The following is a 25879-nucleotide window of genomic DNA, read 5'->3' as shown; positions in this document are numbered from 1 at the left end:
ACTTTGAAAAAACTGATCAACCTCAGCGCCGTCGCCCTCTTCGCATTCAGCGCCCTGGCACACGCTGAACAGCTGAACGTGATGACGTCGGGCGGCTTCACCGCCGCGTACAAAATCCTCGGGCCGAAATTTGCTGCCGCCACCGGCAACACCCTCGACACCCAACTCGGCCCCTCGATGGGCAAAGCCCCGGAGGCAATCCCCAATCGGCTCGCTCGTGGCGAACACGCCGACGTGGTGATCATGGTCGGCTATGCCCTCGACGACCTGATCAGACAAGGCAAGGTCGACCCGGCCTCGCGAGTCGAACTGGCGGACTCGCGCATCGGCCTGGTGGTGCGTGAAGGCGCGGCGAAACCCGACATCAGCAGCGTCGAAAGCCTGAAGAAAACCCTGCTCGACGCACAGTCGGTGGCCTACTCCGACAGCGCCAGCGGCGTGTACATCGAGCAGCAGTTGTTCAAGAAGCTCGGCGTTGAGGATCAACTGAAACCGAAGGCGAAGATGATCCCGAAAATCCCGGTCGGCTCGGTGGTTGCCACTGGCGACTATCAACTGGGCTTCCAGCAGGTCAGCGAATTGCTGCCAGTGCCGGGGGTGAGTTTTGTCGGCAAGATTCCGGAGTCGGTGCAGTCGGTCACACGCTTCGCCGCCGGCATTCCGGTCGGCGCGCAGCATCCAAAAGAGGCCAGAGCCCTGATTGCCTACCTCGCCGCACCCGCCGCCCAGGCGGATGTGCAGGCCACCGGGCTGGATTCGGTCAAGCGCTGATCGTGGGCGGCTGGACCTTCATTTCCACCACCAGCCGCTCCAGTTCCAATGCCGCCGGGGTCAACGTGCGATCCCGGCGCTTGATGATGCCGACACTGCGCATCACTTGCGGATCGGTCAGCGGCACCCGCGTCAGGATCGGATGATCCGGGCCGGGCATCGCCATCAGCGGCACGGCCGCCACGCCCAACCCTGCTTCCACCAATCCAATCATGGTCGTCACGTGCCGCGTCTCACAGATGCTCGGGCGCTGCGGCACCACGCTGCTCAAGGCCTGATCGAGGAGGAAGCGGTTACCCGAGGTCTTGTCCAGCGAGATGTAGTCCTGCTGATAGAACTCATCCCAGGTCACGCTGCTGCGCCCGGCCAACGGGTGATCGCGGCGACAGGCAACCACGTAGCTTTCCTGCACCAGCGGTTCGAATTCGACTTTGGCCTCCTGGGTGCCCATGAAACTCAAGCCGAAATCCGCCTCGCCGTTAACCACCGCGCTGAGCACATCGTGGGCGCTGGAATCGAGGACTTTGACTTTGATTCGCGGAAACTGCTGGTGATAACGGGCGACCACACGCGGCATGAAGTAGTACGCCGCCGACGGCACGCAGGCGACCGTGACATGCCCCAGTCGCGTCGAGGCCACTTCGCTGATGCCCAGCAGCGCCACGTCCAGGTCATCGAGCAAACGTTCGACGCTGGGCATGAAACCGCGTCCGGCCTGGGTCAGGCTGACCTTGCGCGTGGTGCGCTCGAACAGCTTCACGCCGAGGGCGTCTTCGAGCTTTTCGATGCGCCGGCTCAGGGCCGGTTGCGACAGGCGCACGGTGTCGGCGGCCTTGCGGAAACTGCCTTGCTCGACCACGGCGCGAAAGGCTTGCAGGTCGTTGAGATCGAAGTTGATGGCCATGGCGGGACTCGCAAAGGACTGATTCGCAGAGGCTATCAATGTAACCAATTGATGCGTGCTTTTACACAGCGCGTTGCGTCGAGAATTGCCGCTGAATCGAAGCCAGGTTGCGCCGCCGGATCCAGCCGCTGGCCAGGCGGATCAGCAGCCAGTAAGGGGTAAACAGCATTTTCGTGCGGGTATTGGCGCAATAGACGAAGGTTTCGGTGCGCAGCGTGCGAATGCCCTGAGCATGCTCGATGACCTGAAAGCGCAGTACCAGTTTGGCGACGTTCGGGTCGTCCAATGCCTTGAAAGCTTGAGCGTCAGGGATGCGGCCGGTCTTCAGATCCGGGCGCCAGAAGCGTCCCGCCAAACCGAAGGTCACTTCAGAGGCGGTGCGCTCAAGGAGCGTGAAGGCATCAAAACCAAAGGGCGCGGTTTGCTGTTGCAGTGTGGGGTCGCCGAACTTGCGCAGTATTTTTCCGGGTAATTCGCGCAGCGATAGCAGCGTATCGACCACGCGGTCTTCGCGCATGTCCAGCGCGCAAACAGCAGCGATGATGGCCTCGGGTTGCGCACTGATCGCACCCGATTCGTGGCACTCGTGAAACTGGAACAATCGCAGAAAAGGCGACGGATATTCCCACAGCAGATTGTCCCTGCGCCCGATGATGCCCAGTGCGTTGCAGAATGTGCGGTTCATGAATCAGCGGTCCCGTGTGATCAGACGATGTGAACCAGAGCGCGGCACCTTTGCGGATCGATGCGGGCATCGCCGCAAAGGTGCTGCGTATCGCCGGTCAATGGCTGGGTCAGGCTTGCAGGCGCTCACCTGTTGCCTGCGCCGGCGTGTCCGCCAGGCCGGACTTCTCCGGCACCTCGCAGGGTGCCACAGCGAGGGTCTGGCGCAGGTCGACCTTCAACGCGCCCCACGACAACCCGGCGCCGAAACCGCACAACACAACGTGTTCGGCCTGCGGCGTGCCGATCGCGGCATGGCGCGACAACACGATCGGAATCGAGGTGGAACTGGTGTTGCCGACACCATCGATGTCGACCGGCATTTTTTCCGCCGCCACACCAATCATCCGCCGCAGGTAATTGAGCATGAACGCGTTCGCCTGATGCAGCACCAGCAGGTCCAGCGTGGCGGGGCTCGACCCGGTGGCGTCGAGCAAGGCCTTGACGGTCTGCGGTACCCGGTTGAGGGCAAAGTTCATCACCGCCGTGCCATCCATCTGCAAACGCTGGATGGTCGCGCAGACGTGGCTGCCCTCCTCCCGGGCGTAGCCGATGTCCGACTGCAGCGCCGCACCGCCGCTGCCGTCGGCGCCGCAGATGAACTCGAACTTGCCTGCACCCGGCTCCAGCAAGGTCGCCGACGCAGCGTCGCCAAAGAGCATCTTCACGTGGCGGTCGCGCTCGTCGAGGATCCGCGTGGTCACGTCACCGGTACACAGCAGGATCTTCTTGCAGACGCCGGACGAAATCAGTGCGCCCGCTTGCACCAGCGCACTGATGTAGCCAGAGCAGCCAGCGGCCACGTTCAGCACCAGACAATGCTGCGGCAGGCCGAGAGCCTGCTGCACCATGAACCCGACACCCGGCACCCAGGAATCGGGCGTCTGGGTCACCACGATCAGGCCATCGATGTCCGCTGCCGCAGCATGCCCTTGGTCGAGCAGGTTGCGGCACGCGGCGATGATCAGGTCGGAGGTGTGCAGGGTCTTGGTTTCCCGAATCGACTGGATGCCGGTGCTCTTGGCGATGCGCGCAACTTCCTTGGCGCCGAACAGTTCGGCGAAGTCCTCTTCAGTCACACGGCGCTCGGGCAGCGCTGCCGTGACCGCACGGATGGCGACGCCTTCAATGGTCAGCAGGCTCATGCGGCGTCCTTGATTTTCCGGTCGATCAGATCGAACAGATCCTGCACCGTGACCACGCGCTCGATCTCTTCGCCCGACACACTCACGCCGGTCTGTTCGAACACCAGGGCGACAATCCCGATTCGCGCCATCGAGTCCCAGTTGTCGCTGTTTTCCAGCACGGTTTCGCCGTGCAGCTCGGCCAGCGGAATGAACAGGATTTCAGCGATGCTTGCGCGCATTTTTACCAGATCAACCATTTGTCATTTCCTTATAACGTGATGAGTAAACCGGTCTCACGACTGGGCGAGAACGCCGGGGTGACGCATTTTCTTGAAGCGGCTGGTGTACAGCGGAGTCTCGGCAATGGACACCACCCGTGGCAGTTGCTCCGGGGCCAAAACGCCGCGAACGTGCTGATACAGGCGGACCTTGAAGGCCTCCAGCGCTTCCGGTTCGAACAAGGTGAACTGCGCGGCAACAATCTGCCCGAGCAGCGGGTTGGGCTGCGCGTAGACCACCACGTCGCAGACGTTTTCCAGGCCCATCAGCACGCTTTCCACGTGCGACGGAAACACCTTCTTGCCACCGACGTTGATCAGATCGACCGCCCGCCCCGTGACCCGAAAGTAGCCCTCGTGTTCCTCGGCCAGATCGTGGGTGATCAGGTAGCCGTCACTCGACAGGTCGCCGGCGCTCGCCAGGTAGCCAAGCATGTTGGTTGCGCCACGCACGTGCAGAATGCCGTCGACCACCCGCAGGCTGTAATTCGGGTCCTCGATTTTCATCCACGCGCTGTCGCCATCCTTGCTGCGGCACGGCAGCACACCGATTTCCGACATCCCGTACAGCTGCTGCAATTGCACTTGCGGCATCACGTTGGCAATGCGCTGGATGGCTTGCGGCGAACTCGGCTCGGAGCCGAAATAGATGCGCTGCAGACTGGTCGTGTCCCACTTCTGGAAAACGCCAGTGATCGTCGCCAGGTTCAGCAGCGTCGGCGACACGTGCAGGGTTTGCACGTTGAACGATTCGATGCAGCGACCGACCTCTTGCGGCGAACGCTCCTTGGGCAACACCAGCGTGCCATGGGTCGCCAGCGCCTGCAGCACGGTGACCAGGCCACCGATATGATCGAACAACAAAAACGCCAGAATGGTGCCGCAGCGTTCGGCACTCAGGTAGCGCTCGAAAAATGGCGCGATGCTGTGCACCACGCCTTTGGCCGGCCCGGTCGAACCTGAAGAAAACACAATGAAACCGGCCTGATGTTGCGACAGCAGTCCGTCGACCGTGGGCGGTACCTGATTGTTGCCGTGAGCAATGACTGCCGACTCCGCCCCCCCGCCGATCACCGAAAACCGCGCGCCCGCAGCGCCCGCCAACTGCGCCAGTTGCTCCTCGCCCTTGGGCACAGAAAGCGCGACGACGTTGTTGTGCAGCCACAACGCGAACAGCATGCAGACACTGTTGAAGCTGTAGTTGTCGACCAGCAGCACGCACGAATCGCAGACGGACTTTGCCGCCAGTTCCGCACCATAAGCGTTTATTTGCGCGTGCAACTGATCATAGGTAAAGCGCCCCTCATCACTGACGATCGCCAATTGGCTGCCGGCGCTTTTCAGATGAGCCAAAAATGCTGCTACTTGCATACCCCAACCCCTCGTTCGGTCAAACGGCTGGAACCTGAGCTTGCGCTGCAGACAACCGGTCCATGATGTAGGCGATCAGCGTGCCCAGCGTGGCAAACGGTGTGGCGGCTTCGGGCAGGTCGGTGGTATCGGCCAGACGCACGTCAACGCCCAACTGGCTGCGCAGTTTTTCTTCGACATCGACGATGATCGACACCAGGGTCAGCGAGTCGATGCTGCCGTCCACGCCATAGAGGCGGCTGTCTTCGCCATGGGACAAATCGATCGGGGTACTCAACAACAGATCCTGTTGCCGAATGGCTGACTCGGTCAGCGCTTTGACTTCATTGAACATTCCAACATTCCTTTATTGGCTGATGCAGGTCCCAGCGTTGACTACGCCTGAGACAATGGCTGGTGCGCTTTCTGGTGATCGGCCAGCGCCGTGCGCATGTCGACAAATATCCCGCTCTTGATTCCGTAGGCATCGGGTGCGTCGATCATCGCCAGGATGTCGATTGCACGTTGCGCGGGAGAGACCATGTAGCCGGGCGCCAACGCCCTTTGCTGCAAGGACTTGAGATCGGCAAAGTCGGCGGTACGCTGGCTGAAGCTCACCTGCCGCGACAGCCCGGTGTCGACATTGCACAGGCCGAGCACGGCGAAGAAGATCTCCGGATTTTCCTCGGCATACACGCCGCCCAATGCCTTCAGCGCAGCTTTCGACAGGCTGTACGGCAGCGTACCCGCACGAAAGCGTACGCCGGCCATCGAGGCTGACAGCACGCAGGTCGCTGGACGGTGCGCGGCAGACAGCATCAAGTCGAGAATGGCCTTGTTCGCCAGCACGTTGACGTTGAGCACATGCTGCAACTCATCCAGCGAGAACTCCCCACCACGCCCCGGCACATTTCCGCTGACCCCGGCATTGAGGAAAAACCGGTCGACGCCCTGCTCCAGAACGGTGGCAAAGTTGTCCTTGAACAACTCGCCCATCTCGCTCGGCCGGGAGAGGTCGAACGGCCGAAAGTGGAAGTTCGGATGGCCCATCAGCTGATACGGCTGACGGCGCGAGGTGCCAAAAACCGTGTGCCCGTTTTGCAGATGCAGTTGCGCCAGCGCCTCGCCGATGCCGCTGCTCACGCCGGTGATGTACACCCGCTGTTTGCCCTTCTCGCGGGGACCTGTGGTGGCGTTGCGTTTGACCGTGTGCATCAGAATTTACCGGCCGAAAAACCGCCATCAACCGGCATCACGGTGCCGGTGACAAACGACGAGGCGTCGCTCAGCAGCCACAGGATCGCGGCAGAGATTTCGCCCGGATTGGCGAAACGCTTCATCGCCGTCACCTGCAACTTGTGTTTGGTCGATTCCGGGTTGGCCTTCAGGCGTTCTTCCGAGTTCATGCCGCCCAATGTCGGGCCGGGGCACACGGCGTTGACGCGAACCGAATGGCGCTCAGGCAAGGCTTCTTCAGCGCACTCGATCGCGCACACCTGGGTCAGCATGTTCAGCGCAGCCTTGCTGGTGGAGTAGGCGCTTTGCTTGGCCACCCCGAGCAGACCGGCGCAGGACGAGACGTTCACGATCGAGCCGCCGGCATGTTTCGAGATCAGGTTGGTCTCGTGCTTGAGCAACAGCAGCGGGCCCAGCAGATTGATCTCCAGTACGCGTTTCCAGTCTGGGAAATCCATGTCGCGGATCGGCGCGTGTTTGGAGGTGACGCCGGCGTTGTTGACAGCCAGATCAAGGCGACCGTGTTTGTCGTTGATGATGCGAAACAGCTCGATGATCGAGGCTTCATCGGTGACGTCGCTTCTGATGAACGTGCAGTTGTCGCCGAGGCGACTTTGCGCCGTCAGGCCATCGTCCTCGTTGCGCCCGGTGATGTAACAGATGCAGCCGGCCTCGATCAGCTTCTGGCTGACATCGAAACCGATCCCGCGTGTGCCGCCGACAACGAGGGCGATCTTGGCGTTGAAGTTCATTTCAGGGTTTCCTCATAGTGCTGTTGTAGTTGTTCTGGCCGTCGATAGTCAGGATTGACGCAGCAGTAAACGCGCTCGGCCATGGGGTCTTTTTTGTCGCGGAAACAAAAGGCATCGCCTCGGCAGCGGTTGACCTGATCCGCTCGGCCCGCCAGTTGCTTGGCGACAAAGCGCTGATCGGCGAGCATGGCGCGGCCGAACCCGACGAAATCGGCATCACCGCTGGCGATGATTTCATTGGCTTGCGCCACGTCCGCGACCGAACCGGTAAAGCCCAGTGGTATCCGCACGAAACGCTTCAGATAGCGGCATCCGGCGCGCGACATGGCCAGGGCCTGTTCGGTATTTTTGAAAAAGAAGCGGAAGGTCTCACTGATGCCCAGCGAACAGGTAATCGCCGCAACCCCACTGGCCTCCAGAGCGGTGACGACATCCCCCAGCAACGCGGCGTGCTGCCCTTCTTCGCCGAGGCCATCGTCCATGCCCAGGCGCACGGTGACCGCGACCTTGTGGTCGGTGGCCTCGCGGATGCCCGCCACGATGGCGAGCAACAGCCTGGCGCGCTTGAGCGGCGTGCCGCCCCAATCGTCCTCGCGCCGGTTGGTCTTCGGCGAGAGGAAGCTGCTGATCAGATAACCGTTGGACGCCTGCAACTGGATCAGCGTGGCCCCGGCCTGCTGCGCATAGCGTGCGGCGGCACAGAAATGCTCGATGCAGCGCTGGATCTGCGCCTCGGTCATTGCCACCGCCCGCGCCTCGGGATGCGCGCTGAGGATGGTTGGGGACGCAATGGCGCTGGGGGTCAGAATAATCCCCTGCTTCGACGGCAGAGACTGCGGCCCGTAATGCTGCAGTTGTACCCCGAGCGGAAAACCCCGCGCCCGCGCCGCATCAAACAGCGGACGCAGGGCCTGCGCGTGGGCCGCCGAAGTCAGCCGCAGCCCACGGCTGTTGTAACGCGCATCGGCGTCGACGCTGGCATTACCGAGAAACCCGAAGCCGGCGCCGCCGTCCATCAAGGTTTGATAAACCGCGAAAAACGCCGGCTGCGGGAAGCCATGTTCGTCACACAGATCCATGCCGAGCGAGGAAAAATACAGCCGATTCTTCGCCACCGCATGCGCACCGAAATGCAACGCCTGCGTGGCGGCCTCGAAGGTCGGGGGTTGCTTGATCATTGCTTCAGCGCCGCAAGCGCCGCCTCATCGAGGTAGACAAAACCGCGCTTGATGATGTCGCTGATCACCTGCAAGCCGTTGAAGTCCACCTCAGCGAACTCCCACGACGAATGCTCGCCCTGACCGGCACGGCGAATGCCGGTGGTAAAACTGAATTTGCCTTCGAAGACAATATTCAGGCTGACCGGGTCAGGCAGATCCGATGTCGTCGTCACGCAACCGCTCTTGCCCAGGCCCAACAGCTGCACCCCGGCGCTGCGGCCCTGCTTGTCGCTCAGGGTGCAGGCCAGCTTCAATGGTTGCAGCGGGGCAAACCAGTCGTTGGAGTGGATGAAGATGTTGCGCGTCTTTTCGAACAGCGGCATATCGATCACAGTGGCCTTGGTGTCGACCGTGGCGAACAAGGTCTGGCGTTGATAGAACGCAACCCGCAAATGGATTTTCTTCGGCGATGTGGCATCACTCGGGGTCATGTTGTCGACCACCAGTTCGATCGGATACATCAGCTCGGCGTAGGCGAAAAAGCTCGCGTTCAGCTCGTTGACGCTGACAGTGACGGCACCGCGTGCATGATCGGTGTGGTGGTACAGGTGGTGATAGACCGCCTGGCGCGCCGCCTCGATGAACATCGTACCCGGCACATGTTCGTGCGCCTTGCGGTAGAAGAAGTAGTTGTCGGCGTTATTGATGAAGCGAAACGAACTGGCGCGGCGAATGGCCGGAATCGATTCGCACAGTGCGGCCACCGAGAACTCCAGGTTGTCGCCCTTCGTCTGGACCGCCCCCAACTGCGCAGCGACGATCTGATAGGGCAGCGCCCTGACCTTGTTCCATTCATCATCGGCGCCGACGCCGGCCATCCGGGTCTTTTTCTGCAGCTCGGGCGCAATGTCGAAGCGCGGCTGCTGGTTGGCGCTCAAGGCATAGTTGCGCACCAGCGGGTTATGCCCGTTGGCCTCAATCAGGGCTTCGTCCAGATACAACGGAAGCGCGTCTCTGGGGGCGCAAATCAATACGTCGTCCGCCGAACCTTTGTGCAGGAGATCGGGCGAAATGCTGTCGTTATTCATCATGGTCAGCTCATCTCGGTAGTGGTTGTATTTTTTGTTGTACGGGGCTGGCGACAGCCTTCGGTTACGAGGCTTCCATCACGTCGCGTTCCTCTTCTTCACTCAGTTGCCTGGCGATGACAGCGGATGGCTGCCATGACTCGACACCGTGGATGACCGGTTTGTCCGCCAGAATCTGTTCGATGAGTTCTTTCTCGCGCAGACGTGCCGCCGCAATCGAACGGTCCTTGACGTGGCCGTAGCCGCGAATCGAATCCGGCAGACTCGCCCAGGCAACGAACGCCGACAGATTCTCCGAGCTCAATTTCGGCAACAGGCGTTGCAGGGTTTGCTCGTAATCGCTCAGCAGACGGCGTTCTTCGCGGCGCTCAGCGGAATAACCCAGCGGATCAAACCGGGTATGGCGCAACACGCGGCCCTTGGCCAGGACCTTCAGCAGCGGCAGGATCCAGCCGGAGAACGCGATTTTTTTCGGCTCGCCGGTGCTCTCTTGGTTCTTGCGCAGCAGCGGCAAGGCAAAGTGGAATTTCAGGCGAATGCCCCCGTCGAACCGGGCTTTCAGCGAGTCGGTGAAACTGCGCGTGGTGAGCAACCGCGCGACTTCGTACTCGTCCTTGTAGGCCATCAGCTTGAACAGATTGCGTACCACCGCCTGAGTCAGCGCGCTGTCATCACCGGCTGCCGGCAGCGCCCGCAGTTGCGCGATGACCTTGCGATAACGTGCTGCATACGCAGCGTTCTGGTAGTGGGTCAGGAACTCGCTGCGGTTGTTGATCAACTGCTCGAGACTTTCGCGGCGACCACGCATGTCGCTGATGTCGCGAATCGCAATCGTCGACACGGCGTCCACCGGTTGATCGAGATAAGGCGCAACAAAGGCTGCGTCCTGCGCCCACAGCCGGCCCCAGGCAAAAGCCAGATGGTTGGTGGCGGCGCTGCCGGCCAGGTCGATGGCCTTTTTCAACGCTGCCAGCGACACCGGCACTGTGCCCTGCTGCCAGGCATAACCGAGCAACAGCATGTTGGCTTGCATCGGACTGACCAGCGAGTTCGCCAACTCCCCGGCATCGAGGCTGTGGAAGTGCTCGGCGCCGACCTTTTCTTTCAAAAAGGCCTGAATCGCGTCGGTCTCGATATTCAGTTGGGTATTGCGCAGCATCGCGCCGGTCTGGGTCATGGCACTGTTGGCAATGACCACGGTCTTGTTTGGCCGCAGCGTCACCAATGCATCGTCCTCGCTGGCCACCACCAGATCGGCGGCAAGCAGCAGGTCGGCCCCGCCGATATCGATGCGGTGCTGGTGCAGCGCATCGGCACTGCCGGCCAGGCGCACATGGCTCAACACAGCACCGCCCTTCTGCGCGAACCCGGTGAAGTCAAGCACGCTGACTGCACGCCCATCCAGGTGAGCGGCCATGGCAATCGCCCGCGCCACGGTCACTACACCCGTACCGCCAACACCCGCCAGCAGCATTTCATACGGCAGCTCGAGCGAGCGCGGCACTGGCGGCATCGCCAGCGCTTCGGCCCGCGCCAGCACCTGGGCGCTGTCGGCCAGTTTGCGCGGACGCTGCCGTGGTTTGCCGGTCACCGTCACGAAGCTCGGGCAAAAGCCCTTGATGCACGACAGATCGGTGTTGCACGAGTGCGGATCGATGCGACGCTTGGCGCCGAACGGTGTTTGCACCGGGATCACCGACAGGCAGTTGGATTTGACCTGGCAGTCGCCACAACCTTCACAGACGGCTTCGTTGATCACCACTTCAGTCTTTACCAGCGGTGCCGGCAATTGCTTCTTGCGGCGGCGCCCTTCAACAGCGCAGACCTGATCGAAAATCAGCACGCTGACACCGCGAGTGTCGCGCAGCTGCAACTGCACTTCTTCCAGCCTTTCGCGGTGAAACACTTCGATGCCCTGGGGCAGACTGTCATGCGCCTGATAGCGCTGCAGGTCATCCGCCACCACCACGATGCGCTGCGCGCCTTCGGCCTTGAGCAGCTCAACGGCTTTTTTCACCGTCAGCTTGCCGTCGATAGGCTGACCACCGGTCATGGCCACCGCATCGTTGTAGAGCAGTTTGTAGGTGATGGTCGCACCGGCCGCGATGGCCTGGCGCACCGCGAGGAACCCAGAGTGGAAAAAGGTCCCGTCGCCGATGTTCTGGAAGATGTGCGGCGTCTGCACGAACGGTGCCTGGCCCAGCCAGTCGACCCCTTCCCCGCCCATCTGCACGCTACCGGTGGTCGAGCGTTCCGGCATGCGCGCCGCCATTGCGTGGCAGCCGATGCCGAGCCGCGCTTCACTGCCCTTCTGCACCTGGGTCGAGGTGTTGTGCGGGCAGCCGGAACACAGATAAGGCGTCCGCCGGATCCAGTCGCCAGCCCGCGAAATACCAGGCATACGCCAGAAATACGGAAGGCTGAGGTCGATGCCCAGGCCTTGCAGGCGCTGCTGCAACAGTGCGGCGATGCGCGACGGTCGCAGCTCTTCGTGGTCCGAGATCAGCGCCTGGCCATCCTCGTCGGTCTTGCCGATGATCACGGCACGCTGGTCGTGGGCCGCGTTGTAGTACTTCTGTTTGAGCTGCTCTTCGACGATCGCCTGCTTCTCCTCGATGACCAGCACCTTGCCGGCGCGCTGGGTCCAGGCGTCCAGCACCGGCGACAGCGGATACACCAGGTTGATCTTGAGCAGCGCGACGCCGGCGTTTTCCAGTTGTTCGAGGGAGATACCGCATTGCTGCAAGGCCTGGCGCACGTCGCCGTAGGCCTTGCCGACTGCCGCGATGACCAGCGTTGGCCGGGCTGGCGCGGTGACGGCGGTATCGATCGGATTGGCCTGGGCAAAGGCACGGGCAGCGTCGAATTTGAACGCGGTCCGGCGTTCGATCTGCATGCCTGGCAGGTCCGGCCAGCGCCAATGCAGGCCGTCCGGCCCCGGATCGATATCCGGGGTGACGAATGTCGGCAGCGTGATCGACTCGACGGAGGTGGTCGCCTCGACAGTTTCGGTGATGGCCTTGAACCCCACCCACAATCCCGAGACCCGGGACAGCGCCCAACCCCACAGGCCACATCGCTCATAGTCGCCAAGGCCGGCCGGGTGAATCACCGGCAAGCCCCAGGCGATCAGCGTGCGGTCGGATTGATGCGACATCGACGACGACACGCAACCGTGATCGTCACCCGTGACCACCAGGACGCCACCGTTGGGCGAGGAACCATAGGAGCTGCCGTGCTTGATCGCATCGCCCGAGCGATCTACCCCCGGCCCCTTGCCGTACCACATGCCGAACACGCCGTCATACAGACGTTGCGGGTCGGTTTCCACGCGCTGGGTGCCGATCAGGGCCGTGGCCGCCAGATCTTCGTTGATCGCCGGTAGAAAGCGGATGTTGGCGTTTTCCAGAACCGCCTTGGCCTTGACCAGCTCGCGGTCCACGCCGCCCAGCGGTGAGCCGCGATAACCGCTGACAAACCCCGCCGTGCGAATGCCGTTGGATCGATCAAGTTCGGCCTGGGACAGCAGCAGCCGCACCAGCGCCTGCTGACCGCTCAAAAAGATCCGTTCGTTGGGCTGCGCGTGTTCCCGGCAATACATCGAGCGACTGTCGTACTGCTCGATCCGCGACAGCGCAGCCTGAGCCTCAGTACTCGCGAGTTTGTCGGGTTGCAGGCGTTGACGTTCTGAATCAATGGAATCTAAGTACACAGTTTCAAATCCTTATGAAAACTTCACATTAAATGTGCTTTTTTGCGCACTACAGCAGAGGTTGCATCAAAACTTTCGGCCGCTATACGACGGAAATACGGGAGTACCAGTACCTGATTGGCCGCACGAAAAGACGCACCCGCATGGCTCCGCGACTTTTCGGGAGCACATCGAGTTATTTCAGTCCTTTTAAGCAGGCAGCAGAAAAACAGGCACAAAGTTTCAAATCCTTGTGAAAGCTTTACTTCAAATAGATGGATATTCTCGCCTCGGCGAGCACAACTTCAGACTGGCGAATTCGCCCCGGAAAGAGTGACGGCGTTATAAGCGCGTGACGGCTCGCGGGGATCCGATTCAACTGAAGTTGCCGACGTCATGAACCGTTCGGAAACGCATCACCTGCGGCTTGGAGAGCAAGCTGCTGCACAGGGGCTATTCGGTTTTTTGAAATGATCGATCCGGCCGAGTCCACGATTCTTCGGGACCCGGTCAAATGATTGTCATGAATTTGGCGACGTGACAATGGCGCCATGATTTCTGCCTGTCCACGATCTTGTGTCACGCCCCGGACAAAACAGGAAGCGAGCTGATCGAGCCGAAATCGCAGAGGTTCCGATCCAATGGAATCCAGATACAAGTTTCAATTCCTTATGAAAACTTTGCGACCATCCTGGCCGCTTTATTACGGCCGTTATAAACGGCCAGCATCTTGGCGGAAAAATAGTAGGTTCGGAGTGTGCACCTTGTCAATCGCTGTAACAAACATTTAATGGTCATTTGCAAACTATGAACTATCTGGTTCACGCAATCACAACGGGCACACATCTAGAACATGGCACTGCAAGCTTTACATTATCGAATCGGCTGTCTAAGTCTCCGACTTACCGCAGCAAGCGCTTTATCTTTCACAACTTCGCCCATCGCCAGCGATTATCGAGCCATCACACAATGGCTCGGCGATATCGCGCCCGCCACCCATAAGACCAAAGTCTAACTTTACTTAATCATATAACTGCAAAACCAACTTTAACTCGTTGACGGCAATTCGATAACTTTGAAGTTATTTCGATGATCATCGGCACCTGGCACTTGCGACAAAAAAGACATTGATCGATCAAACGCTGGCCAAGAGCGCCTGTGGTGCGACTGGGAATCAGCCTTTATCCTTGACGCCCCCGCCGTACCGCTGTCAGGAGACAACCCATGCCCCATGAAGGCAACCTGTTACAAGCCGCTGTCGTATTTCTGTTGGCGGCAGTGCTCACCGTACCCTTGGCCAAGCGCCTGCAACTGGGTGCCGTGCTCGGTTACCTGTTGGCGGGAGTGATCATCGGCCCGTCAGTGCTCGGCTTGATCGGCAACCCGCAAAGCGTTGCGCACATCTCGGAACTGGGCGTGGTGTTGCTGCTGTTCATCATCGGCCTGGAACTGTCGCCCCGCCGTCTTTGGGTGATGCGCAAATCAGTGTTCGGCGTCGGGCTGGCGCAGGTGCTGCTGACTGCTGCGGTCATCGGCGTGCTGGCGCTGTACGTGTTCGGGCAACCGCTCAACAGTGCGATTGTGCTCGGCCTGGGCCTGGCGTTGTCGTCCACGGCTTTCGGCCTGCAAAGCCTGGCCGAGCGCAAGGAGCTGACCAGCCCCCATGGGCGGCTGGCGTTCGCGATTCTGCTGTTTCAGGACATCGCTGCGATCCCGCTGATCGCGCTGGTGCCGATGCTCGCCGGCGGTGCTCACGACACCAGTAACGCCGCAAGCCTGAACCACGGTTTGCAGGTGCTCGGCGGGATTGCTGTGGTGGTGGTCGGCGGGCGTTATCTGTTGCGTCCGGTGTTTCGCGTGGTGGCGAAAACCGGTCTGCCTGAAGTCTCCACCGCCACCGCATTGCTGGTGGTGATCGGCACGGCGTGGCTGATGGATCTGGTCGGTGTGTCGATGGCGCTCGGCGCATTCCTCGCCGGCCTGCTGCTGGCGGACTCGGAATATCGCCATGAACTGGAAGCGCAGATCGAGCCGTTCAAAGGCCTGCTGCTGGGGCTGTTCTTCATCAGCGTCGGCATGGGTGCGAACCTGAGCCTGTTGCTCAGTGCGCCGATCACCGTGCTGGGACTGACGCTGTTGCTGATCGGTTTGAAGCTGCCGCTGCTGTTTGTGGTCGGGCGTCTGGCGGGTGGGCTGAACAAGGTCAGTGCGATCCGCCTGGGCATTGTGCTCGCGGCCGGTGGTGAATTTGCTTTCGTGGTGTTCAAGATCGGTCGCGATCAGGGTCTGTTCGAACCGCGCCTGTACGACCTGCTGGTGCTGACCATCACCCTGTCGATGGCGTTGACGCCCTTGTTGCTGTTGATCTGTGCACGGCTGGTCAGCCCGAAGGTGCAGCCGGTGGAGGTGCCGGAGAAATTCCGCGAAATCGATACCGAGACGCCGCGTGTGGTGATCGCCGGCATGGGCCGGATGGGGCAGATCGTGGCACGGATTCTGCGTGCGCAGAACATCAAATTTGTGGCGCTGGACACCTCGGTGGAAACCATCGAACTGTCGCGCAGCTTCGGCGGGGTGCCGGTGTTCTACGGCGACCCGATGCGCCCGGAGATCCTCAACGCGGCCAAGGTTGGCGAGGCGGAATATTTTGTCATCGCCACGGATGATCCGGAGACCAACATCAAGACCGCCGAGATCGTGCGCAAGCTGTATCCGCACATGAAAATCATCGCCCGGGCACGTAACCGTCAGCACGTGCACCGTTTGGTCGATGTCGGCGCCGAGCCGATTCGAGAGACGTATTACTCCAGCCTGGAAATGAGTCGCCGCACCCTGGTAGGGCTTGGTCTGACCCAGGCTCAGGCCGATGCGCGGATCAAACGCTTCAAGCACCACGACGAACAGGTGCTGGAAGCCCAGCACGCGATCTACGATGACGCTGCAAAAGTCCTGCAGACCGCCCAGGAAGCCCGGGCGGAACTGGCGCGATTGTTCGAGTCGGATCAGCTTGAAGAGGAATCGCGCAAGGCCTGACCTTCACACAAATCCAATGCAGGAGCGGGTTTGCTTGCGATGGCGCGGTGTCAGGCAACACAGCCGCAACTGACAGATTGCTTTCGCGAGCAAGCCCGCTCCCACAGGGTTTGGTGTCGTGCGCAAATGATCGGCATGCCATTGGTCAATGTGGGAGCGAGCCTGCTCGCGAACGCGGTGTGTCAGCCAACACGCAGGCAACTGACAGATTGCATTCGCGAGCAGGCTCGCTCCCACACGGTGCCGTACCTGGACTTTGTGAACACCAGAGAAAACGGTGGGAGTGGGCTTGCTCACGAAGAGGCCGGCACATTCAACATCGATTGCGCCTGTCCGGACGCCTTCGCGAGCAAGCCCGGTCCCACAGTGTCCAAGGTGTGGCCGAGACTGCATGCACAACCCCATCCTGTGGGTGTGACGCCCGAATCAGCGCCGCTTCAACGCCTGCTTGTGCGCATACATCGCTCCGTCGGCATCCGCCAGCAGGCGATCGACGCTGTCGTGACGCGGCGGGTCGTATTCGATCTGGCCAACACTGAAACGAATGTCATAGCCGCGTTGCAACATCGCATTGCGTTCGTCGAGGATGTCTTTGAGTCGCGTCATGATCGCCGTGGTTTCGACGTGACTGGAGCCAGTCAGCAACACCACGAACTCGTCACCACCGAGGCGTCCGACCACGTCGCTCTCGCGAAAGGCAATGCGCAGCACGTCGGCAAATGTCTTCAGCGCACTGTCACCTTCGGCATGCCCGTAAAGATCATTGATCTGCTTGAAGTCATTGAGATCGAAGAACAACAACGTCGCCGGTTTCTGCAGGCGCGCGCAGGCGTCCAGACCGTGTTGGGCAAGGGCCTTGAAGCCGCGGCGGTTGGACAGCAGCGTCAACTCGTCCATGCTCGCCATCTGCACCGCCATCAACTCTTGCTCGGCCATGCGCGCCAGATCGCGCAGCAGTTCACGCTCCTCGTCATCGAGTTGCCGGGGTTTGGTGTCGATCAGGCACAAGGTGCCCAGTTTGCTGCCATCGCTCACTTGCAGCGGACAACCGGCATAGAAGCGGATGCCCGGCGCACCGGTCACCAGCGGATTGTCGTGGAAGCGTTCATCCTGTGCCGCATCACTGATGTGCAGAATCTGGTCCCCCAGAATCGCATGCCCGCAAAACGACACGTCGCGTCCGGTCTCACTGGCATCCAGCCCCACGCACGACTTGAACCACTGCCGATTGGTATCCACGAGGCTGACCAGGGCAATCGGCACGTCGAACACTCGCCGCGCCAGGCGCGTCAGCCGATCGAATCGCTCTTCGGGAGCGCTATCGAGCACATTGAGCCCGCGCAGGGTCGCGACACGGGCCTGTTCGTTGGCGGGTTTTTCCGGGGCCAGCATGGGTTACTCCATCGAGGGGTCTACCGCTTCAGAGTAGACCATGCGGTGTTTGACTCCTCTGCGCTGTTACCTTTGGTCAGCCGCCCGCCACCGGGCATGGGCCACCGGCATCGGCCCAAAGCTTGAACTGCTCGACAAAAATGTCATGCGGCACCGGCACCGGCGTGCGCCCTGCCCCGGGATTCCAGCCCCACAGCACCAGTTTGTCGTCGCTGACGTGCTTGATCAGCGCCGCGAAATCACGGTCGCCGTTGCTGGAACGATCCTTGATCATGGCGCATAACTTGTCGGGCGGCAGGCCGATCCAGGCCATTTTGTGTGCCGCCGGCGGCAGGCTCCAGTGCGGTGCACCCGGCGGCGCATGCGGGCCGTAACTGGCCGGCGGGTTGCTTTCGGCGTGGCAGGTGGCGCAAGGCAAACCGGCGGCGCCCTTGCCGTCCATGCCGCGCACTACATTCATCGCGTGCGGGGTGCCGGCGTCGAACTGCAGCGGCGAATCACCCGGGATGTGGCAGTTCTGGCAGCGCGGGCTCTGGAACACCTTCTGCACCGTGCCGAACGCCTTGAGCGCTTCCTGGTCATCGGCAAACAGGTCCGAGGCGTAACCGCCCAGACCCAGCAGGATCACCGTGCCCAACAGCAAATGTCGTTTCATCTCACACCCCCGACAGTTGCAGCGGCAGTTCACGCAGGCGTTGCCCGGTCAGGGCAAAGACCGCATTGGCCACCGCCGGCGCGGTTGGCGGGACACCGGCCTCGCCGATCCCCCCGGGCTTGTCGCTGCTGGGCACGATATGCACCTCGACCAGCGGCATCTCGTTGAGCCGCAGCACCTGATAATCGTGATAGTTGGACTGCACCACCATGCCGTTCTTCACCGTCAGTTTGCTGTGCAGCGCCATGCCCAGGCCAAAGGTGATGCACGATTCCATCTGCGCCGCGATGCTCTGCGGATTGACCGCAATCCCGCAGTCCACCGCACACACCACCCGGTGCACGCGAATCGCCAGGTTGTCCTGCGAGACCTCGGCGACCTGCGCCACGTAACTGCCGAACGATTCGTGCACCGCCACGCCCAACGCATGCCCGTCCGGCAGCGGCGCGCTCCAGTTGGCCTTCTCCACCGCCAGGTTCAGCACGCCCAGATGCCGTGGATGATCCTTGAGCAGTGTTCGTCGATACTCCACCGGGTCCTTGCCCGCCGCCGTGGCCATTTCATCGATCAGCGACTCCATGACAAACCCGGTGTGGCTATGCCCCACCGAACGCAACCACAACACATTGATTCCGGTCTGCGGCGAATGCAGCTCCACCTGCTGATGGGCCAGGCCTTTGAGATACGGGCTGTCGGCCACGCCTTCGACCGAGGTCGGGTCGATGCCGTTCTTGACCATGGTCGCTTCCAGCAGCGTACCCGTCATGATCGATTGGCCGACCAGCACATGCTGCCAGCTCAGCGGCATACCCTGCCCGTCCAGACCGATGCGCGCCTGATGCAGGAACATCGAACGGTAATAACCGCCACGAATGTCATCCTCACGGGACCACACGGTTTTCACCGGCGCCCCGGCGGCTTTCGCCACCTGCACCGCTTCGGCGACAAAATCCGACGTCGGATTGGCCCGGCGCCCGAAGCCGCCACCGAGAAACTCGGTGTGAATCTCCACCTGCTCGGGCTTGAGCCCGGTGATCTTGCCGGCGATCATCTGGTCGAGGGTCTGGAATTGCGTGCCGGTCCAGATCTCGCACTTCTCGGCGCTGATCTTCACCGTGCAGTTGAGGGGTTCCATCGGCGCGTGGGCCAGATACGGCACGCTGTACTCGACGTCGATTTTCTTCGCCGCCTTGTCGAAATTACCCTTGGGGTCCCCGGCCTGGGCGGCCGATGTGCCCGGCGTCGCCGCCAGTTTGCGGAAACTGTCGAGCAGGCCCTGGCTGCTGAGGTCGGCGTGCGGCCCCATGTCCCAATCGACTTTCAAGGCGTCGCGGCCCAGTTTGGCCGCCCAATAATGCTCGGCGATCACCGCCACACCGGTCGGCACCTGCACCACTTTGTGCACGCCAGGCACTGCCAGCGCCTCGGCGCCCTCAAAGGATTTGACCGTGGCACCGAACACCGGCGCCCGCACGACCATCGCGGTCATCAAGCCTTCGAACTGCACGTCCATGCCGAACTTGGCGCGCCCGGTGATTTTCTCAGGGGTGTCGAGGCGCCTGGTCGGTTTGCCGATGACCTTCCAGTCCTTGGCCTCCTTGAACGTGATCGACTTCGGATCCGGTACCGGCAGTTGCCCGGCGTCGTCCGCCAGCTCGCCGTAGGTCGCGCGTTTATCGCCGGCAATCACCACGCCCGATTCGGTGCGGATCGTCGACGCAGCGACATTGAAGCGCTTGGCCGCTGCTTCCACCAGCATCTGCCGTGCCGTGGCCCCCGCCAGCCGGTAACGGTCGAACTCCATCCAGGTCGAGGTCGAGCCGCCGGTAATCTGCATCCCGCCAAACGCCGGCATGCCGTAATTGGCCGCCGAGGCCGGCGAGTGTTCGACGCGGATCTTCGACCAGTCGGCGTCCAGCTCTTCGGCAATCAGCATGGTCAGGCCGGTCCAGATGCCCTGGCCCATTTCCGAATGCCCGAGCAGAACCGTCACGCTGTTGTCCGCGGCTATCCGTAAAAACGCATTCGGCGCAAAGACCTTGCCTTCATTCTCCGCCGCCCGGGCAAACCGATGGGCACCGGGCACGACAAACGCCACCACCAGACCGCCACCCAGCACGGCACTGCCCTTGAGAAAGCCGCGACGCGATACAGGACTGTTCATCGTCTACCTCCCAATCAGCCAATCTCGGCCGCACGTTTCACCGCCGCGCGGATTCGCGGATAGGTGCCGCAGCGGCAGATGTTGCCGGAGAGCGCCTGATCGATATCGCTGTCGGTGGGCTTGGGGATTTTCGCCAGCAGCGCGGCGGCCGACATGATCTGCCCGGACTGGCAGTAACCGCACTGCACCACGTCCAGTTCGGCCCAGGCTTGTTGCACCGGGTGCGAGCCGTCCGTGGACAGGCCTTCGATGGTGAGGATTTTCTGGCCGTTGGCCACCGCGGTGGCGGGCGTGATGCAGGCGCGCAACGGCGCCCCATCGACGTGCACGGTGCAGGCACCGCACTGCGCCATGCCACAACCGAATTTGGTACCGGTCAGGTGCGCCACATCACGCAGGACCCAGAGCAGCGGCATGTCGGCCGGCACATCGAGTTCCTGATCCTTGCCATTGATATTCAAGGTCAGCATCGGGGGATTTCCTCAGACTCACGGTGTTCTGAAGGGGGCGTCGCTACAGCCGGCAAAGCCTGTGCGCGCCTCGGCTTATCCCTTTCAGCAAAGCCTAATTTGCGCCGCAAGCCAGACGTTGCGACCACCGGTCATGCCTCAACGCAAAAATGTCGACTTTAATCCTACGGCTGATAACGGCGCTCACCCGAGCCATCACGACCGGTCTGCAGCGTGCGCGCTAATTCATCACATTGCTCAGGAGTCGCGAACATGGGATTTGTCACCACCAACGACGGGGTCGATATTTTCTACAAGGACTGGGGCCCGAAAGACGCGCCGGTGATTCACTTCCACCACGGCTGGCCGCTCAGCTCGGACGATTGGGATGCGCAAATGCTGTTCTTTCTCGGGCAAGGTTTTCGGGTGATCGCCCATGATCGCCGGGGCCACGGCCGCTCGAGCCAGGTGTGGGACGGCCACGACATGGACCACTATGCTGACGACGCCCTGGCCGTGGTCAAACACCTGGGGCTGAAGAACGTCGTGCATGTCGGCCACTCCACCGGTGGCGGCGAGGTGATCCATTACATCGCCCGGCATGGGCAGGACAACGTCGCCAAAGGTGTGTTGATCAGCGCCGTGCCGCCGTTGATGGTCAAGACCGAGAACAATCCCGGCGGGCTGCCGAAATCGGTGTTCGATGATTTTCAGGCGCAACTGGCGGGGAATCGGGCGCAGTTTTATCGAGACATTCCGAGCGGTCCTTTCTATGGCTACAACCGGCCCGGCGCCAAGCCTTCGGAAGGGATCATCGGCAACTGGTGGCGCCAAGGCATGATCGGCGGGGCCAAGGCGCACTACGACGGCATCGTCGCCTTCTCGCAGACCGATTTCACCGAAGACCTGAAGAAAGTCACCGTGCCGGTGCTGGTCATGCATGGTGAGGATGACCAGATCGTGCCGTATGCGAATTCGGGGCCTTTGTCGGCGAAACTGCTGCCAAATGGCACACTGAAGTCATACCCGGGCTTTCCGCACGGGATGCCGACGACAGAGGCGGCAACGATCAACGCGGATCTGCTGGCATTTATACGCGGTTGAAATAAGTGGCCTTCACACAACATCGGGGCCAACCGAACCACCGCTTTCGCGAGCAAGCCCGCTCCCACAGGGGGTACCTGCTAACCACAGGATCGATGGCTGGCAGAAATCCCTTGTGGGAGCGAGCCTGCTCGCGAATGGGCTCAGGCCGGCGCCCAGCGCCGGTGCAGCCACCGCGCAAACGCGTCCAGGGCGAAGCCCAGCACACCGATCAGCAGCACCATCGCCATCAGTTCCGAATACGCCAGGCGGTCCCGCGTATCGAGGATGAAATAGCCCAGCCCCGCGCTGACCCCAAGCATTTCGCACGGCACCAGGACGATCCACAGAATGCCGATCGACAACCGCACACCCGTCAACACATGGCCGAGGACGCCGGGCAAAATCACCTTGCGCAGGGTTTCCCAACGGGTGGCGCTGAGACTGCGACTGAGCTGCAGCCAGCGCGGATCGAGTTGGCGCACGCCAGCCACGGTGTTGAGCAGGATCGGCCACACCGCAGCAAAGGTCAGCAGAAAGTAGATCGGCTGATCACCCACGCCCATCAGCATCACCACCACCGGCATCCACGACAGCGGCGAGATCATCCGCAGAAATTGAAATGCCGGGGTGGTCGCTGCTTCCAGATGCCGGTAGCTGCCGATCATCAGCCCCAGCGGCACGCCAATCAGCAACGCCAGCAGCAGGCCGAGCAGAATCCGCTTCAGGCTGACCAGTACATGCTCGTACAGCTCCGGGCGCAGCAGCAGTTCGCCGAGGCTGGCCAGCGTGGCTTCCGGGGAAAAACGCAACGCCAGGCTGTCGTTGCCGCCGAGCAGGTGCACGCCCAGCCACCACAGCAGCAACAGGCACAACAACCCGGCAACACCCAGCGCGCCGTGCAAGGTCGAGGAAGATCGCTGACGCATCAGAGGCTGAACTCCTCGCTGCGCTCGAAGCTTTCCGGCAAGCCGAATGCCTTCATCCCGCCGACTGCAGCAATGGCATTCCGCACGAAGCGATCGTCTACCAGATCCCTGGCGGTCTGCTGCGGATCAAGGCTGGCGAGGAAACCCTTGTCGCCTTCGATCAAGGTGTCCTTCAGGCGCCTGACCAGCTCCTCGGTGTAGCTGGGGAACGGGTACGGCTGGAAGTCGATGCGCTGCTCATCCCAATGGCTGTGCTGGATCGCCCCGCTGCTCAGGTACAACTCACGATCACTGGCGGCCGGCGCCAACACCCGGTCGAGCACCGTTTGCGCGTGGGGCGTGTAGCGATTGGCGCCGTCCCTGGACAGCAGTTTGGCCGCCTCGGTGCGGTTGTCGCGGGTCCAGACCTGCGCCTTGACGATCGCGTTGACCACTTTCTGCGACCACTCGGGACGGTTGTTCAAGTCCTGCTCGTGCATGAACACCACGCAGCAGGCGTGATTGCGCCAGACGTCGCCGGTAAAGCGCTGCACGCGGCCCACCTTTAGCTCCTCGGCCAGAGCGTTGAACGGCTCGGCGACGATGTAACCGGCAATCCGCTTGGTGGCCAGGGCTGGTGGCATGTCCGACGGCGGCAACACCAGCAGGTTGACCTCGTTCGGCGCCAGCGCGGCGCTGGCCGGCTTGCTCACCGGCACCAGCCCGTGGTCGCGGAACAGCTGCTGCACCACCACGTTATGGATCGAATACCAGAACGGAATCGCCACCGACTGCCCGCCCAGTTGCTTGACCTCGGTGATGCCCGGCGCCACGGTCAGGCCCGAGCCGCCGACGTGGTTCCACGCCACGACCTTGGCCGGCACCTTGCTGCCGTAGCGCGCCCACACGGTCATTGGCGACAGCAGGTGAATCACATTGACCTGCCCGGAAATGAACGCCTCGATCACCTGCGCCCAACTGCGCAACAGCACCGGGCGCTCGGCCTGAATGCCTTCGGCCTCGAACAGGCCATTGTTGTGCGCGACCAACAACGGCGTGGCGTCGGTGATCGGCAGATAACCGATGCGCACCGGCGCGTTTGGCTCGGATGCAGCGCGGGCGTTCAGGCTGTTGAGCAGCGGCAACGCGCCGCCAGCGGTCAGCAAGGCGCTGAGTTTGAGGAAGTCACGACGTGTGTGAGTGAAGTCGTCCAGGCACATGGTCAATCTCCGACGTAGCGGGCACAGGTTGAGTAAGAGGATTGCGGCTCGCCCGCCGAAGGGTTTTGAGAATGTCGATACGCAGCGCGCCCAGTTCCTCGACCAGCTCGGCACGCGGCTGAGGCAGGTCGATGCGCCACTCGCCGAGGATGTGCGCCGGGCTGTTACCCAGTAGCAGGATCCGCTCGGAGAGCAGCAGGGCTTCGTCGATATCGTGGGTGATCAACACGGCTGCGGTGTGGTGTTCGGCAATCAGTTGCAAGAGCAACTGCTGCATGTCGGCACGGGTGATTTCATCCAGCGCGCCGAACGGTTCATCAAGCAACAGCACCTGCGGCTGCCGCGCCAGACAGCGCGCCAACGCAGTGCGCTGGGCCATGCCGCCGGACAGCTGCGCCGGGTGCTGCAACCGTGCGTGCTCAAGGCCGACGGCGGCAATCGCGTGGTCGATCCGCGCCTTGCGTTGTTCGGCGGTCAGGTGCGGCTGCCGGGCGAAATCGAGGCCGAAGGCGACGTTCTTTTCCAGGGTCAACCACGGCAGCAGGCTCGGGTCCTGAAACGCCACCGCCACCCGAGGATGCGCGCCGGTCAACGGCTCGCCAAGCAGGCTCACGCGGCCCCGCTGCGGCGCCTGCAAACCGGCCAGCACCCGCAGCAGACTGGATTTGCCGACGCCACTGGGCCCAAGAATCGTCACCACTTCGCCGGGCTGCAGTTGCAGGTCGAAGTGTTCCAGCACGGTGTGCCAGCCCTGCTCCCGAGGGTAACCGAGGCTGATGCCCTGCGCCTCCAGCAACGGCGTAGTCATGCCGTCGCTTCCCGTTTCTGCCGCTGCAATTCGGCGCGCAGTTGCACCAGGCTCGGGGTGACAATCGGCACGAACGCCGACTCACGCCAACGCCGGGCGAAACCACTGCCGTGCGCGGTCAGATAAGCCTTGCCACCGCTGGCCTGCAATTCCAGTTGCACGGCGCTGGCGGCGGACTCAGCCAACGCGATGCGAACCCGGAACAAGGCCGCCGGATGCGTCAGGAAACGCCCATCCTGCAAGCCTTGCTTGAGCTCGCCAACGGTCTTCGCCAGTTGCTCGCGTTGCTCATGCAGCGGCTCCAGCAGAACCGAGCGACCGTCTTGCAAATGCCCTTCGACCTCGGCCAACGCACGTCGCGCCAGACCGATCGCCATGCCGCACTGCAAGCCGAGAAACGCCGGACGCACCGCTGGCAGAAACGTGCGCGCATCCTCATGCAACAACCATTCGCGAGCGACCGTCACCTGGGTGAAATCGATGGCCGCGGTGTTACTCGATTGCAGTCCCATCAATTGCAGATCGGCCGAACGTTGCACGCCGCCAGCGTCATCCGCGATCGCCAGCACGAACGGCGAACCGCCCTCTACGTGCTCGATCGCTGCGGCCACTACAAAACCGCTTTGACGCAGGTTGGTCACCCAGTGCAGACGCCCGTTCAAGGTCCAGCCGTCGGTGGCACTGGCCGCGCGCACTTGCAGCGCTTCGATGCCGGACAGGAACTTCATCGCGTTGGACAAACCGGTCGCCCCAGCGAGTTCGCCGCTGAGCAACGACGGCAGCAGTCTGTCGCGCAGCACGGTGTTGGGGCTGTGCAGCAGGTATTCGATAAAGGCGCGCTGGCCCCAGAACACGAACGCCGCCGCCAATGAATGGCTGGCAACGGCGGCCAGGGTTTCCACGGCGTCGCTGACGTGCCCCCCGCTGCCGCCTAGCGCCGGGGCGATGCCGACGCGCAGCACCCCGGCCTGTGCCAGCTGCGTCAGCACCTGCTGCGAATCGCCGTCGCCCGTATCCAGGGCCTGGGCGTTGTGTTCCAGCCATTCAATCAATGCCGGATTGAGCATGTCGTTTCTCTCCTTGTACG

The 25879-nt window shown here is 61.9% G+C and carries 22 protein-coding genes; 3 read left to right on the top strand and 19 right to left on the bottom strand.

Annotation, left to right across the window (positions count from 1 at the left end):
- Positions 1-3: 3 nt before the first annotated feature.
- Complete coding sequence (locus AC0J41_RS09770; RefSeq protein ID WP_473015347.1) at positions 4-771, top strand: substrate-binding domain-containing protein; 768 nt, start codon at positions 4-6, stop codon at positions 769-771.
- Here AC0J41_RS09770 and AC0J41_RS09765 read toward each other — a convergent pair.
- The 11 genes from AC0J41_RS09765 to AC0J41_RS09715 all read right to left on the bottom strand — a co-directional run bounded on the left by AC0J41_RS09765 (position 761) and on the right by AC0J41_RS09715 (position 13101).
- Positions 761-1675 carry a LysR family transcriptional regulator gene (locus tag AC0J41_RS09765; RefSeq protein ID WP_473015346.1) on the bottom strand — a complete coding sequence of 305 codons (915 nt, stop codon included), beginning with the start codon at positions 1673-1675 and terminating at the stop codon, positions 761-763. The two genes, AC0J41_RS09770 and AC0J41_RS09765, sit on opposite strands and share 11 nt — an antisense overlap.
- Before the next feature lie 61 nt (positions 1676-1736).
- Positions 1737-2360: a hypothetical protein gene (locus AC0J41_RS09760; RefSeq protein WP_473015345.1), complete on the bottom strand. Its 624-nt coding sequence runs from the start codon at positions 2358-2360 to the stop codon at positions 1737-1739.
- A 109-nt stretch (positions 2361-2469) separates the two neighbouring features.
- The gene (locus AC0J41_RS09755; RefSeq protein WP_473015344.1) at positions 2470-3543 is read right to left on the bottom strand and encodes a ketoacyl-ACP synthase III; all 1074 of its coding nucleotides are present in this window, start codon (positions 3541-3543) and stop codon (positions 2470-2472) included.
- A complete protein-coding gene (locus tag AC0J41_RS09750) occupies positions 3540-3782 on the bottom strand; it encodes an acyl carrier protein (RefSeq protein WP_025111503.1) in 243 nt (80 codons plus the stop codon). Before AC0J41_RS09750 ends, AC0J41_RS09755 begins: the two co-directional genes overlap by 4 nt.
- A gap of 36 nt (positions 3783-3818) precedes the next feature.
- The gene (locus tag AC0J41_RS09745; protein WP_025111502.1) at positions 3819-5174 is read right to left on the bottom strand and encodes an ANL family adenylate-forming protein; all 1356 of its coding nucleotides are present in this window, start codon (positions 5172-5174) and stop codon (positions 3819-3821) included.
- 19 nt (positions 5175-5193) lie between these two features.
- Positions 5194-5508, bottom strand: a complete 315-nt coding sequence (locus AC0J41_RS09740; RefSeq protein ID WP_473015343.1) for a hypothetical protein — start codon at positions 5506-5508, stop codon at positions 5194-5196.
- 41 nt (positions 5509-5549) lie between these two features.
- Positions 5550-6368 (bottom strand): SDR family oxidoreductase, encoded by an 819-nt coding sequence (locus AC0J41_RS09735; RefSeq protein WP_473015342.1) that lies wholly within the window; start codon positions 6366-6368, stop codon positions 5550-5552.
- Positions 6368-7141, bottom strand: coding sequence for an SDR family NAD(P)-dependent oxidoreductase (locus AC0J41_RS09730; RefSeq protein WP_025111499.1), 774 nt, complete (start codon positions 7139-7141; stop codon positions 6368-6370). Before AC0J41_RS09730 ends, AC0J41_RS09735 begins: the two co-directional genes overlap by 1 nt.
- Positions 7138-8319 carry an oxidoreductase gene (locus AC0J41_RS09725; protein ID WP_473015341.1) on the bottom strand — a complete coding sequence of 394 codons (1182 nt, stop codon included), beginning with the start codon at positions 8317-8319 and terminating at the stop codon, positions 7138-7140. The genes AC0J41_RS09730 and AC0J41_RS09725 overlap by 4 nt, the downstream gene beginning before the upstream one ends.
- A complete protein-coding gene (locus AC0J41_RS09720) occupies positions 8316-9392 on the bottom strand; it encodes an AfsA-related hotdog domain-containing protein (protein ID WP_473015340.1) in 1077 nt (358 codons plus the stop codon). Before AC0J41_RS09720 ends, AC0J41_RS09725 begins: the two co-directional genes overlap by 4 nt.
- 61 nt (positions 9393-9453) lie before the next feature.
- Positions 9454-13101 (bottom strand): indolepyruvate ferredoxin oxidoreductase family protein, encoded by a 3648-nt coding sequence (locus AC0J41_RS09715; RefSeq protein WP_473015338.1) that lies wholly within the window; start codon positions 13099-13101, stop codon positions 9454-9456.
- A gap of 1203 nt (positions 13102-14304) precedes the next feature.
- On the opposite strand from AC0J41_RS09715, the gene AC0J41_RS09710 reads away from it, so the two are divergent.
- Positions 14305-16113 (top strand): monovalent cation:proton antiporter-2 (CPA2) family protein, encoded by a 1809-nt coding sequence (locus tag AC0J41_RS09710; RefSeq protein ID WP_473015337.1) that lies wholly within the window; start codon positions 14305-14307, stop codon positions 16111-16113.
- Between the two features lie 426 nt (positions 16114-16539).
- Here the strand turns inward: AC0J41_RS09710 and AC0J41_RS09705 are convergent, their stop codons facing one another.
- From AC0J41_RS09705 to AC0J41_RS09690, 4 genes are all read right to left on the bottom strand, one after another.
- Positions 16540-17505, bottom strand: coding sequence for a GGDEF domain-containing protein (locus tag AC0J41_RS09705; RefSeq protein ID WP_025111494.1), 966 nt, complete (start codon positions 17503-17505; stop codon positions 16540-16542).
- Positions 17506-17581: 76 nt separating this feature from the next.
- Positions 17582-18160, bottom strand: coding sequence for a hypothetical protein (locus tag AC0J41_RS09700; protein WP_473015336.1), 579 nt, complete (start codon positions 18158-18160; stop codon positions 17582-17584).
- 1 nt (position 18161) lies between these two features.
- Positions 18162-20324, bottom strand: coding sequence for a xanthine dehydrogenase family protein molybdopterin-binding subunit (locus AC0J41_RS09695; RefSeq protein ID WP_473015335.1), 2163 nt, complete (start codon positions 20322-20324; stop codon positions 18162-18164).
- 14 nt (positions 20325-20338) lie between these two features.
- On the bottom strand, positions 20339-20794 hold the full coding sequence (locus AC0J41_RS09690; protein ID WP_025111491.1) for a (2Fe-2S)-binding protein: 456 nt from the start codon (positions 20792-20794) through the stop codon (positions 20339-20341).
- Positions 20795-21046: 252 nt separating this feature from the next.
- Here AC0J41_RS09690 and AC0J41_RS09685 point away from each other — a divergent pair, with 252 nt between their 5' ends.
- A complete protein-coding gene (locus tag AC0J41_RS09685) occupies positions 21047-21877 on the top strand; it encodes an alpha/beta fold hydrolase (RefSeq protein ID WP_025111490.1) in 831 nt (276 codons plus the stop codon).
- 143 nt (positions 21878-22020) lie between these two features.
- Here the strand turns inward: AC0J41_RS09685 and AC0J41_RS09680 are convergent, their stop codons facing one another.
- From AC0J41_RS09680 to AC0J41_RS09665, 4 genes are read right to left on the bottom strand one after another with little or no spacing between them, the layout of a single operon-like run.
- The gene (locus AC0J41_RS09680; protein WP_473015334.1) at positions 22021-22785 is read right to left on the bottom strand and encodes an ABC transporter permease; all 765 of its coding nucleotides are present in this window, start codon (positions 22783-22785) and stop codon (positions 22021-22023) included.
- A complete protein-coding gene (locus tag AC0J41_RS09675) occupies positions 22785-23984 on the bottom strand; it encodes an ABC transporter substrate-binding protein (RefSeq protein ID WP_473015332.1) in 1200 nt (399 codons plus the stop codon). The genes AC0J41_RS09680 and AC0J41_RS09675 overlap by 1 nt, the downstream gene beginning before the upstream one ends.
- A complete protein-coding gene (locus AC0J41_RS09670; RefSeq protein ID WP_025112363.1) occupies positions 23950-24792 on the bottom strand; it encodes an ABC transporter ATP-binding protein in 843 nt (280 codons plus the stop codon). Before AC0J41_RS09670 ends, AC0J41_RS09675 begins: the two co-directional genes overlap by 35 nt.
- Entirely contained in the window at positions 24789-25859 is a 1071-nt protein-coding gene (locus AC0J41_RS09665; RefSeq protein ID WP_473015331.1) for an acyl-CoA dehydrogenase family protein, read from the bottom strand. The genes AC0J41_RS09670 and AC0J41_RS09665 overlap by 4 nt, the downstream gene beginning before the upstream one ends.
- Between the last annotated feature and the right edge of the window lie 20 nt (positions 25860-25879).

It is taken from the genome of Pseudomonas sp. Arb-4-2C (genome assembly GCF_055755015.1).
Note: the sequence above shows the minus strand (reverse complement) of the source record. Positions and strands in the feature narration are given on the sequence as shown.